Here is a 13,196-nt window from a genome sequence, read left to right as displayed (position 1 = left end):
CTATTCACTAAGTCTCATAACCTTAAGCTTCTTCCCTACAATGGCATAATACCTGGTTCTGCCACCTGCCTGGGTAAAGCTTGTTATTCCGTCATTGAACTTGTTCTTAAATTTTATATTTCCGTTATTGTCAAAGATTATGCAGTTAGTATCAGAGTAGAGCACTATCTCACCGTCATTATAGCTCATTCCCTTTGGATTGATATCCACTTCTCTACTATAAGCCTTACCTCCGCTGTAATGCATTGAATACAGTACTATTTTACTATTGCTATCTGCTTCTCCCGTAAGATAATCACTGTCTATGTAGTCATCTTCTATAGCAGAATCACTTGCCACTACACCCGTATTTGCCTGTAGAAGGCCACTTTCATCTAACAGAATGGCAAAGCCATTCTTATCCTCTGCTATCCTTTCAATCTTTCCTGCTATCTTCTTCTCCCAAAGGATTTCAGGTTCTTTTTTAGCTGCAAAACACACTATCTTGTTGTCGCCATACGCACAGACTGTGTTGTTGTCAGCAAATTTTAGCTTAGGAAAGATGGTATCTTCAAAAGGAAAGACTCCCACTATTCTATCTGCATTGGAATTCTCACCTACCTTGTCAAAGTTATAAAAGGTGAGGGTAGACTTTATTTCATTGTTCTCTGTTTTTACATATTCCGTTACCAGTTTAGAGCCATCCTTTGACATAGCAATGGAAAGCGCATATCCATCATCCTTTGAATAGGTCTTTATCTCAGCTTTAAGACTGTTATTCTTATCAAAGGGATTGATTAACTGGATGTCATAACCCTTTTCATCCTGCATAAGTACTGCAATCTCGCCCTGCTCAGATATATCTGCAAGAAGTATGTCATTAAGCATAGTAAGGCTTACCTGAGCCGCAGGCACAGACTTATGATTAACTACAAGGATATTTCTTCCGCCAATGTCGGCAACCACAGCATAACCGCTATTAACTGTAATCTTTGGATTTGTCATATTTAAGGCAGCATTCCACTCTATCTCAGCTTTTTCATTATAAATGGATATACCTTCGCTATTGTAAGAGAGCAGTTTGCCATAATCAGTGGCATAACCCGCATCCTCAGGCAGAGTTTTTGCTGACTGGGCAGAAACCTCATAGCTCTTATATAATTTTTTACTAAAGAACAGACTCTTTGCGGCAAAGCCTGTAACTGCCACAAGAATTAAGATTAATATGGCTATCCTTATTTTATTGCCTGATGATGACTGCTCCTCATAAGGCTCGTCAGACTCATATTCCTCATCCTCAGGAGATGACAAGAATATAGTCATATTGTTTTCATTCAAATCCCTGTCATTAGTTAAATCATTTTCATTCTCTTTATAATCGGACATTATTCACTGCCTTTCAATTCTCAGATACCGGCTGCTTGCTTAGCTCAATTACCTCCGCTATAGTAGCGTTAGGATTCTTCTCACTTATATCAACAAGGTTCTTAAGCTTATCGGCATCTACATATTCCTTGCCTAAGAATACTTCATAGTTTTCTGCAATGTAGAGTCTTCTTTGCTTTATATAGTCTCTTATTCCCGACAAATCGGTTATAACACCTGAAAGCCTGCTCTTATATGCATCTACCTCAGCCTGATGTGTATTTTTTATTTCATCGGTAACAGCCTGCTTAGTACTCTCATCAAATACCTTAAGTGCCTCTACCCTCTTTGCAGCAAGGTCTTCAAGCTGAAGCTTTATATCGTCAATCTGTGCATTGTAGTCTTCAAGGCCGTACTGGGTATCATCCTTATCTTTTCTTATGCTCTTTTTTATTTTGGCAATTACCTTTAGGTTGTTTCTTATTTTGCGTCTTGCATTGTTGCCTGCAGCGATTGTTTCTCTGTATTTTGTCCCTGCCGTCCTGAAGATAATCATATATATGCCGCCAAATACCAGTATACAAGCCACATAGATAAGTCCTATGGTCGCCGTGGTTACAGGCTTTGGAAGGAAATACCAGATAAGTGCAGGAATTCCTGCAAAGAAAACTGCAAAGGTAAGAAGACAGCACAAAAAGTCTCCAAGGCTCCCCGGCATAAACAGTGTATAGTAAAGACTTGAGTTAAAAAATCCGGGAGTCTTGTTCTGCTTAAAAAGCTTCTTTGTCTCTGCCTTAATCTGCTCATTTGCTTCGTAAAATTCGGCTGTTTCCACACTTATTCGCTCTGACACCTTACCGTCTCTGTATTTTTCACGCTTTTGATTGGTTCTCTTTAGCAGACTGTTTAGTTTATCTTCTTCGGTATCAAAGGTTTTTATTATCTCATCACGTCTTTTCTTGGTTGTGTCAGCTATCTCCCTCGCTATAGCCTTTTCTTTATCGGCAAGCGCCCTTTCTGTGCTATCCTCTGCCGCAACCAATTCTTTTTCCCTAAGTTCATTCTGGTTAAGGTCTTTTACTTCATCGAAAATTTTTAGCAGAGTATCTCTGCCCTCATTAAGAATGTTATTAGCCATACCATTTCTCCTTATAATAATATGATGTGGATGCCATAAGTATATGTCACCCTGTTATACATCTTCTTGCTGTGATTTACATACATAAGTATATCAGATTAATTGTATAAAGGCACTACCTCTGTCTTTTTAAGACAAGGTTTTTAAGAATTTTTTTCTTTTTTACGGCTTTTCCGAATATATATTAATTAAACTTCTTATTTTTTTAATAATTTGAACACAAAGTAAACACATTTAACCTATATACTTTGTCTTGTAGATGAAGAAAACTTTCCCCAAAGAAATACTTCATCTTCCCCCTCTCATTTAAATGCAGAGCTGCTGTACTTGTACAGCAGCTCTGCTATTTTTAAAGTTCCGTTCTGCCGACAAATGCACGAAGCAGGGTTACTTCATCTACATTTTCAAGGTCTCCCCCTACCGGCACACCGCTTGCTATCCTAGTCACCTTGATTCCCGTAGGTTTAATCAATTTACTTATATACATAGCAGTTGTTTCGCCTTCAAGGCTGGAACCGGTAGCGATTATTACTTCTTCCACGTCATTGTTTTGAAGCCTTACCATAAGTTCCTTTAACTTGATATCAGCAGGACCTATACCTAAGAGCGGAGAAATCACACCATGTAAGACATGGTAAACTCCGTCATATTTTTTTGTTTTTTCATAAGCAGCCAAGTCCCTTACATTTTCAACCACCATTATCATATTGTGGTTCCTCTCTTTATCCGCACAGATAGGGCAGATAGGAGAGTCTGACAGCGTAAGGCATTCCTTACAATAGCAGACATTTTCTCTGGCTGTGCTTATTGCCCCCGCCAAGGCCTCTACATTTTCTTTGGGTAGGCCTATGATATGAAATGCAAGCCTTCCAGCAGTCTTTGGCCCTATTCCGGGGAGTTTTGCAAGTTCTTCAACTAACTTATTAACCTGTTTTCCATAGTATTCCATTTAGAAAGGAAATCCTCCGCCGAAGCCGCCAAGTCCACCTGTAATCTGATCCATAGAAGCACTGCTTGCCTCCTCAACCTTGCGGAGAGCTTCTCCTACTGCTGCCGCAACAAGGTCTTCTAAGGTTTCGATATCATCAGGGTCGACAACTTCCTCTGCAAGTGTAACTCCAAGCACTTCTCTCTTGCCGTTTAATCTGACCGTAACGACTCCACCGCCTGCAGTTCCCTCGAACTCCTTAGTCTCCATTTCTTTCTGCTTTTCTTCCATCTGTCTCTGCATGCGCTGAGCCTGCTTCATTATATTTCCCATTCCTCCCGGTATTCCACCACCCGGAAATCCACCTTTTTTTCCCATTTTGTTTATTCCTTTCTTATCACTATTCTTCTTATTAAGGGAAGATATTTCCCTTTAAGCCTAGTTAGGCATATACTATAGTTTATCTCATTTAATCCTCATATGTCAATAATGCAGGGGGAAGTAAATTGTCTAGTGTTATTTGAAAAAGTAAAGTCCACATTAGTATGGATTTTACTTATTCTAAATACCATGATTAAGAGTCTACATTAGTGCCGGTTTTACTTTATAACCTCCAAAACCATATTACTCCACAGTTTCATCCGATAGATTTATAATCCATTCGTCTCCTTCACAATCAAGCCATAATCTATCATCTTCGAGTAATTTATAATTTGTAATCAATTCTCTAAATCCAAGTTTCCATTTTTCTTTCTTATCACTATAACAAATTAATTCCAAATCACAGATTACATAAATAGTATTCTCAATGTCTATTACATCCAGTATAGGCGAAAATAGCAGTTTATTAAATAATATCTCCTTGTTTTCTATATCAATCAGCAATAGGTTCTGCCCTGCTCCTATATAGCAGACATTATTTATATCATCAAATTCAAACATTAAATCTATACCATAAACATTATAAGCTAGACCAAATTCAAAAGAATCACCTATACTTATTATAGCATATCTACTTTGTTCTTCTTCGCAAAAAATAAGCGGTTTTTCTCCTAATTTCCATTTCATTTCATCAAAGCTATCAAATCTATTTATAATTACACTATCTTCCATTACTTTTCCTTATTCCAGATGCAAAGAATATTAGGTTATTTCTCAATGTATTAAGAAAAGAAATACCTCTCCCTTAATCCTCATATGTCAATAAGCCCGGAGCAACCTTGTCAAATCCTGTCATCCTTACATCGCCCACCTGCTTTGCTTCTTTTTCGAATTTGCACTTAATCTCCACGGATACATGAAGCTTTTCAGCAATCAGCTTCTTTATCAGCTCAAGGCTTTCTTCCTTGTCAAGCCATTCCTTGTCAAATGGCTCATTTACCGCAAGCACAAGAAGGTTGCCGTTTTCCGAGTAATAAGGTCTTGCGTTGTTTAGTACAGTCTTTAACGGCTGAACTACCTCTTTTGCATTGCTAATGCTGCCAAATGAAGCCGCTATCTTCTTTATGTCATCAGGCAGAGCCTTTGCTGCCTCCTCAGGCTCATTTTCTATAACTTCCTCTGCTTCTGATGGCAGCTCTACCTTCTTTAGTGCAGTGAAATCTCCATTTTCAATTATGGTTTCAAGCTTATTTATCCTTGCAATAAGGCTCTCCCTGTCTTCCTCCATCTCCGGCCTGCACAGCTTGATAAGGGCGATTTCAAGCTCAGCCCTCTTTGAGGTAGAGTACTTAATATCTGCGGATAGCTTGGAAAATATCCTTATGTACCTGTACAAATCATTTTCCTCACCTATCTTTGCTACCTCTTTAAGCTCTGCAAGCTTATCAGAGCTTATCTCTATCCTCCCCGCTGCCGACTTTGACACCCTTAGTAAGAGCAGGTTCCTAAAATACCAGGTAAAATCAAGGGCAAACTGGCCTATATCAAGGCCGCTCATAGATATTTCCTCTGCCACATCCATACAGGTAGGCACATCTCCCCTTACTATGGCAATGTAGAGCTTGTTAAAAAGGTCGGTATCAACTGAGCCAAGCACCTCTAAGACCTTGTCATAGGTGAGAGTCTCATCAAATGAAAATGAAAGGCACTGGTCAAGGAGGCTGAGGGAATCACGCATGGAGCCGTCTCCCTTCCTTGCGATAAACTTAAGTGCCTCCTCTTCATAGGTATTCCCCTCTTTATCCATCAGCTCTTTAAGCCTCTCAGATATTGTTTCTACCGATATCCTCCTAAAGTCATACTTCTGGCATCTTGACTTGATGGTTGGAAGTACCTTGTGAGGCTCGGTTGTCGCCAATATAAAGATAGCGTATTCAGGCGGTTCTTCGAGGGTTTTAAGCAGGGCGTTAAAGGCTCCGCTTGATAGCATATGTACCTCGTCTATGATGTAAACCTTGTACTTTGTATCTGTAGGGGAATATTTCACCTCTTCTATGACTTCACGCATATTGTCTACACCGTTGTTAGTAGCGGCATCTATCTCTATTACATCAAGAGTCCTTCCCTCTCCTATCTTCTTACAGGTATCACAGACTCCACAAGGGCTTCCATCTACTGTATTTTCGCAGTTTACAGCCTTGGCAAATATCTTAGCCACACTGGTCTTACCCGTTCCCCTGGTTCCCGAGAACATGTAAGCATGCCCGATTTTGTCGTGCTTAATCTGGTTTTTAAGTACAGTCACCACCTGGTCCTGTCCTTTTACCTCATCAAATCCCTTTGGCCTGAACTTTCTATATAAAGCAGTGTACGACATCTCTTCCTCCTGTCTAAACTCTAAAATTATTTTTATGTTCTTAGCCTTTATTTCAAAATTTCTTCATTAAAAATAATAAATTATCTCATACAAATTGCCGCCGGATTATTGTCCATAGTTCTTGTAATTTAAAATACAATACCCTAAAATACGGTGTTTAACCGCGATAATTCATCAAACCATTTTGTATAAACTCTAATATTGTCTTTATTCTTGTAATTATTATACACAAAGTTTAAAATTTGTTGATATTTTTTTAGATAAAACGCATAAAAACCTTGTAAATAATCCAATTTATAAGTATAATAACTATAAAGGTATATTCACTTTTTTGCAACCATTATTAATAGATTTATGGGTTGTCAAAAAAGCTTCCAAACTACTTCATCTGTGACATCTATATACATTCTCTAACCGCTGCCTGACGCTAAGGTGAATAGTTTGAGATTAACTAAGGAAGGTCAAAGTATGGTTAAATCAAAAGTCAAAAAAATTCCTAAGGAACTACAGCTTTTTAAGGAAGGCGAGAATTACTTTGCCTATGAATATTTTGGTGCCCACAAAACTACCAAGAGAAAAAAAGAAGGGGTTGTTTTTAGGGTATGGGCTCCAAATGCCAGAAATGTATCTGTAGTCGGTGATTTTAACGGCTGGAACGAATCCGCTTCCCCTTGTGAGCATATCGCTGAGGGCGTATGGGAAGCCTTTATCCCTGATGTGCCTGAATACAGTGCATACAAATACGCAATCACCCATCAGGACTATTCAACACATTATAAAGCAGACCCTTATGCATACCACAGTGAAACTGACGGCAAAACTGCTTCCAAGGTATATTTTATGGATGACTGTTTTAAGTGGTCTGACGCTGTGTGGCTTAAGAATAGAGCAGATATATTTAAGCCTGCTCCTATGAACATATACGAGGTCCACGTAGGCTCCTGGAAGATGCACGAAGACTGCAATCCTCTTAATTACCGTGATTTGGCGGATGAACTTATCCCTTATGTAAAAGATATGGGATATACACATCTTGAGCTTATGCCTATCACAGAATATCCTTTCCCTGCCTCCTGGGGATATCAGGTAACGGGATATTTTTCAGTGACCTCCAGATACGGTGTCCCTGCTGACTTTATGTACTTTGTAAACAAGGCGCATAAAGCAGGACTTGGAGTCCTTATCGACTGGGTGCCTGCACATTTCCCAAAAGACGATTTTGCCCTTGCAAGGTTTGACGGTACCCCGCTCTATGAAGATCCTAATCCACTAAGGGGTGAGCACAAGTCCTGGGGTACACTTATATTTGATTTTGGCAAGGCTGAGGTACAGTCCTTCCTCGTATCAAGTGCTATGATGTTTGCTAAAATGTACCACATAGACGGAATACGTGTAGATGCTGTAGCTGCCATGCTCTACCTTGATTATGACAGACCTGACGGACAGTGGTGTCCTAACGAAAACGGCGGACACGAGAATCTCCAGGCCATAGCATTTTTACAGAAGTTGAACCACGCTATTGCTACAAAGAGCGAAGGCACTATCATGATAGCAGAGGAATCTACTGCCTGGCCTCTTGTTACCCGTCCTACAGAAAGCGGAGGTCTTGGCTTCCACTACAAGTGGAATATGGGCTGGATGAATGACAGTCTCTCATACATAAAAACAGACCCTTATTTTAGGAAATATGAACACCAGAAGCTGACCTTCCCTATGATATATGCTTATTCCGAGAATTATATACTTCCTATTTCACATGATGAGGTGGTGTACGGAAAGGGTTCACTCCTTAACAAGATGCCTGGAGACTATAACCAGAAGTTTGCCGGATTTAGAGGTTTTCTTATGTATATGCTTAGTCATCCGGGAAAGAAGCTTACCTTTATGGGCTGCGAGCTTGGTGAGTTTGATGAATGGAACTTTACTAAAGAACTCGACTGGAATCTCTTAGACTTTGAATCCCACCGCAAGCTTCACGACTTTGTAAGGGATGCGAATCATTTCTACCTCGAACACAAAGCTCTATGGGAAATCGAAGATGACTGGTCAGGCTTTGAGTGGATTAATCCTGATGATGCAGACCACAATATCATTTCCTATAAGAGAAGGGCTAAATCAGGCAGAGAAATCATATTTGTAATCAACTTCTCACCTGTAACCAGAGAGAATTACTACATTGGTGTTGATAAGAAAAAGCCATATAAAGAGGTCTTTAATACAGATGATGTTAAATACGGCGGCAGCGGTATCTTAAATGAAGGTAAGCTAACTGCCAAAAAGGGCGAGGTTAACGGAAAAGAGAATTATATTTCCATTACCGTCCCTTCCTTAGCTGCGGTTGTAATCGTATAACAATAAACAGGAGGTTTTTCTATGTTAAGAAAAAAAGAGTGCCTTGCTATGCTGCTTGCAGGCGGTCAGGGAAGCAGGCTTTATACTCTTACCAAAAAAGTTGCCAAGCCGGCGGTGTATTTTGGAAGCAAGTATAGGATAATAGACTTCCCACTATCAAATTGTATCAATTCGGACATCGACACAGTCGGTGTACTTACACAGTATCAGCCTTTAGAATTAAATGACTATATAGGAAATGGTTCTCCTTGGGATCTTGACCGCAACTACGGCGGTGTACATATTCTTCCACCATACCAGAAGAGCAGGGGGGCTGACTGGTATAAGGGAACTGCAAATGCTATATATCAGAATATAAACTTTATAGAGAGATATGACCCTGAATATGTAATCATCCTTTCAGGCGACCATATCTACAAGATGGACTACAACAAGATGCTTGAATTCCACAAAGAAAAAGGTGCGGATGTAACTATAGCTGTTCTTGAGGTAACTCTTGAAGAAGCTAAACGTTTTGGCATCCTTTCCACAGATGACAATGATAAGATAGTGGAATTTGCAGAGAAGCCTGCTAAGCCTAAGAGCACCAAGGCTTCCATGGGTATATATATATTTAATAAAGATATCCTTGTGAATTATCTTAAGGCCGACGAAGAGGATCCTAAGTCCTCAAACGACTTCGGAAAAAATATCATCCCTACTATGATTGAAGACGGGTGCGGACTCTATGCTTATCCATTTAAGGGCTACTGGAAGGATGTAGGTACCATCCGCTCCCTTTGGGAAGCAAATATGGACCTCCTCGGTGAAGCACCTGAGCTTGACCTCTCTGATCCTGACTGGAAGATATCTTACCGCCACAACCCTCTCAATCCTCAGTACATCGGTAATGATGCTAAGATTTCGGATTCCATCATAGCAGAGGGCTGCGATATAGAAGGTACCGTTATCAACTCCGTTCTTTTCTCCGGTATCAAGGTAGGAAAGGGCACTGTTATTAGAAACAGCGTCATCATGCCAAATGTAGTGATTGGCGAAAATGCAGAGATTAACCACAGCATCCTTGATGCAGACTGCAATATCTGTGATAACGCAGTTGTAGGTGAGAATGATTCTGAAAAAGATATTACCGTGGTAGGTGCAAATATAACAGTTGGCGAAGGAAAACATGTTGATGCAGGTGTTATGGTTGAAGAAGATATTAAATAAAAGATAAGAAATGAGGTTAATATGGCAACAGCGGGTTTAGTTTTTTCAAATATTCATGATAAAAATGTTTCACAACTGACCAGTGGCCGTACAATGGCTTCTGTTCCTTTTGGCGGAAGATACAGACTGATTGACTTTGTACTTTCCAATATGGTAAATGCCGGCATAACCAAGGTAGGCGTTATTACCAAGTCAAACTACCAGAGTCTTATGAAACACGTGGGCTCAGGTAAGGACTGGGATCTTGCAAGAAAGAATGAAGGTGTCATCATCCTTTCTCCTTTTGGTGAGGCAAGCAGTGGACCACTTTATACCAACAGGCTTGAGGCTCTTCAGAATTCAGTTACATTCATAGAGCATTGTGATGAGGATTATTTTATAATGTCGGACTGTGACATAGTATGTAACCTTCCTTTTGACCAGATCCTTGAATTCCACAAGAGTTCAGGTGCGGATATAACCGGCGTATATGCAGAGAACAAATCAACAAGGAATATAGAGCGTCCTAGCAGCATATTTGAAATAGACGCAGAGGGGAGAATCACCGATCTTAAGGTTCAGAAATCCATAAGCGGTAAGAAGAATTTCTCCCTTAATGTATGGGTATTTAACAGTCAGCTGCTTAAGGATCTTGTGCGTGACTCAATTATTTACGGTACAGTAAGCCTTTCAAGAGATATAATTGCACCTCGTCTTGAGAAGTTTAAGGTAATGGGCTATGAATATACAGGACATCTTACCTGTATAGATACACTTGCCGGTTACTTTGAGGCTAATATGGCTCTTCTTGACAGGGACGCCCGCCAGCAGCTCTTCCACAGTGCAAGCTATCCTGTGTATACCAAGGTTAAGGACTCCGCTCCTACCAAGTACGGTCCAAATGCAAGAGTTAAAAACTCTATAATCGCAGATGGCTGCCGTATAGACGGTATAGTTGAAAATTCCATACTCTTTAGAGATGTAAGTGTAGCTCAGGGTGCAGTTATCCGTAACAGTGTAGTTATGCAGGACTGTGTCCTTGAAAGAAACTCAGCCATCGACTACCTTGTTATGGACAAGCGTGTAGTAGTTCGTGGTGGAAGATACTTGAGTGGCTGTGAGGGACATCCGTTCTTTATTGATAAGAACTCCGTACTCTAAATAACTTAAAGAGTCCGATAGGTTTTATTTCGGGCTCTGTAACCATATATAAAGGGAGGTCAATATGGCTGGAAAGAAGCTTAAGGATAAAGAAACAGACAAGAAGGCTGCAAAGACTGCCGAAAAAGAAGTTAAAGAACAGGCTGAAGTAATGGTTTTGCCTGACAAAAAGGAAGAACCAAAGGCTGCTGAGGCGGATGCTCCGGCAAAAGAAACCAAGCCTGTGGCCGAAGTTAAAGCTTCCTCTGAAAAAGAAAGTGAGACTTTGGAAACTGTTAAGCCAGTAAAGAGAGGACGAAAAAAGGCTGAAGATAACACTAAGCCTGCTAAGAGGGGACGAAAAAAGGCTGAGGATAAAGAAAAGAAGGCAGCTAAAAAAGAAGCCAAGGATACGGAAGTCAAGGCTGAGAAGAAGGCTAAAAAAACTTCTACGGCTGCTTCTAAGGCAGAGGTAAAAGAGCCTGCCAAGAGAGGACGAAAAAAGGCTGAAGCAAAAGAGCCTGCCAAGAGAGGACGAAAGAAGGCTGAGGCAAAAGAGCCTGCTAAGAGAGGCCGCAAGAAAGCTGAGGTAAAAGAAACAAAGGATAATGTGGAACAGGTGGCTGCTATGATTAATAAAGAAATCACCAAAGAGGTTAAAAAGTCTAAAAAGGCTGCTCCTGAAAAGAAAAAGATACTTTTTGTAGGCTCTGAGGTTCTTCCATTTGCTGCCACAGGCGGACTCGGAGAGGTTCTTGGAAGTCTTCCTAAGGCACTTGCAGCCAGAGGCGACTATGACGTAAGAGTTATGATGCCTTATTACAGTGATATCGGTGAACAGTATAGGAACTCTGCTAAGTATCTCTGCAACTACAATGTAGGACTTTCCTGGAGAAATCTCTACTGCGGACTTTTTGAGTTAAAGCAGGATAACGTGACCTACTACTTCATCGACAACGAATACTACTTCCACCGTGATGGACTTTATGGCTTCTATGATGACGGCGAGAGATACGCTTTCTTCTGTAAGGCTGTAATGGACAGTTTCTACTTCATAGACTTTATGCCTGATATCATTCACGCAAATGACTGGCAGACAGCCCTCATACCTATATACAACAACAGCAAATATCACTATGACATTAAGCTGATATTTACTATACACAATATTGAGTATCAGGGACAGTATGACTTAAAGATACTTCCTACCGTATTTGACCTTCCACCTGAAGCAGGTGCTTATGTAGAGTATGAAGGCTGTATAAACCTTGTAAAGGGTGCGATTGAGACAAGTGACTGTGTGACAACAGTCAGCGAGTCCTATGCAAAGGAGCTTGAAGATCCGGCATATGCTCACGGCCTTCAGGATATGATTAAGAAAAATAATTGGAAGACCAGAGGTATACTTAACGGTATAGATACAGAGGGCTATAATCCTGCTACAGATATAGCTATTGCCCATAACTTTACTTCTACTGATTTCTCCGGTAAGGTTCAGGACAAGCTTGAGCTTCAGAGGCTTGCAGGGCTTAGGGAGGATGCAGGAGTGCCTGTAATAGCCATCATATCAAGGCTTGTTGCTCATAAGGGCCTTGACCTTATTACCAAGGCTATGGAAAATATCGTAAGAAACTGCGAGGTACAGCTTGTTGTGCTCGGTAAGGGCGACAGAAAGTACGAAGACTACTTCATCTGGCTGCAGAATCAGTATAACGGCAAGGTATCTGCAATGATTACATACAACAAAGACCTTTCAAGAAAGGTATATGCTGGTGCAGATATGTTCCTTATGCCTAGCAAGGCTGAGCCTTGTGGACTATCACAGATGATAGCCTGCCGCTACGGTACAGTGCCTATCGTAAGGGAGACCGGTGGCCTTAGGGATTCGATAGTTGACTGTAGCTACGGTGAAGGCAACGGATTCACCTTTGCTGACTACAATCCTGATGACATGGCAAATGCTATCTACCGTGCAATCGACCTATACTACAACAATCCTGAGGGCTGGGACAAGCTTCGTAAGTACATTTCTACCATTGACTTTAGCTGGGCTAAGTCCGCTGATAAGTATGATGAAATGTATAGCTGGCTTTTAGGAAGATAAGAAGCTAAGGCAGATGAGCGGATATCCTTTTAGAGATTTATGGAAATATCCGATTAATTAAAGTTTGATGTATAAAGGCTTATGCCTTCCTTTCAAAACACCTTATTCATATAGTGTAAGCTGTATGATGAGGTGTTTTGCTTGCTAAGCTGCCTCTTATATTGATTATATGATATGGGTGTAAAAAGATAATAGATTATCTTGCGAACAAGTTCAAATCGAATTTTTATACTTTTGGCACTTG

General features: G+C 40.5%; 10 protein-coding genes. 4 read left to right on the top strand and 6 right to left on the bottom strand.

The window, feature by feature from the left end; genetic code table 11:
• The 6 genes from ACO6HM_RS04190 to dnaX form a co-directional block, all read right to left on the bottom strand.
• Positions 1–1,365, bottom strand: coding sequence for a DUF5711 family protein (locus ACO6HM_RS04190; protein WP_485389912.1), 1,365 nt, complete (start codon positions 1,363–1,365; stop codon positions 1–3).
• Positions 1,366–1,378: 13 nt separating this feature from the next.
• Positions 1,379–2,482: a hypothetical protein gene (locus ACO6HM_RS04185; RefSeq protein WP_485389911.1), complete on the bottom strand. Its 1,104-nt coding sequence runs from the start codon at positions 2,480–2,482 to the stop codon at positions 1,379–1,381.
• Between the two features lie 349 nt (positions 2,483–2,831).
• A complete protein-coding gene (gene recR / locus ACO6HM_RS04180) occupies positions 2,832–3,431 on the bottom strand; it encodes a recombination mediator RecR (protein ID WP_208429758.1) in 600 nt (199 codons plus the stop codon).
• The gene (locus ACO6HM_RS04175; RefSeq protein WP_208429759.1) at positions 3,432–3,788 is read right to left on the bottom strand and encodes a YbaB/EbfC family nucleoid-associated protein; all 357 of its coding nucleotides are present in this window, start codon (positions 3,786–3,788) and stop codon (positions 3,432–3,434) included. It abuts the gene before it with no gap.
• 246 nt (positions 3,789–4,034) lie between these two features.
• A complete protein-coding gene (locus tag ACO6HM_RS04170; protein ID WP_485389910.1) occupies positions 4,035–4,523 on the bottom strand; it encodes a hypothetical protein in 489 nt (162 codons plus the stop codon).
• Between the two features lie 73 nt (positions 4,524–4,596).
• Positions 4,597–6,168, bottom strand: a complete 1,572-nt coding sequence (gene dnaX / locus ACO6HM_RS04165) for a DNA polymerase III subunit gamma/tau (protein WP_485389909.1) — start codon at positions 6,166–6,168, stop codon at positions 4,597–4,599.
• A gap of 468 nt (positions 6,169–6,636) precedes the next feature.
• On the opposite strand from dnaX, the gene glgB reads away from it, so the two are divergent.
• From glgB to ACO6HM_RS04145, 4 genes are all read left to right on the top strand, one after another.
• Positions 6,637–8,520, top strand: coding sequence for a 1,4-alpha-glucan branching protein GlgB (gene glgB / locus ACO6HM_RS04160; protein WP_485389908.1), 1,884 nt, complete (start codon positions 6,637–6,639; stop codon positions 8,518–8,520).
• A gap of 21 nt (positions 8,521–8,541) precedes the next feature.
• Complete coding sequence (locus tag ACO6HM_RS04155; protein ID WP_485389907.1) at positions 8,542–9,729, top strand: glucose-1-phosphate adenylyltransferase; 1,188 nt, start codon at positions 8,542–8,544, stop codon at positions 9,727–9,729.
• A gap of 21 nt (positions 9,730–9,750) precedes the next feature.
• Positions 9,751–10,869, top strand: coding sequence for a glucose-1-phosphate adenylyltransferase subunit GlgD (gene glgD / locus ACO6HM_RS04150; RefSeq protein ID WP_485389906.1), 1,119 nt, complete (start codon positions 9,751–9,753; stop codon positions 10,867–10,869).
• A 64-nt stretch (positions 10,870–10,933) separates the two neighbouring features.
• A complete protein-coding gene (locus ACO6HM_RS04145) occupies positions 10,934–12,952 on the top strand; it encodes a glycogen synthase (RefSeq protein ID WP_485389905.1) in 2,019 nt (672 codons plus the stop codon).
• Positions 12,953–13,196 lie beyond the last annotated feature (244 nt).

The organism is Catonella sp. (genome assembly GCF_057250765.1).
The sequence above is the reverse complement of the archived record's forward strand: the minus strand, read 5'-3'. Positions and strand labels throughout refer to the sequence as shown.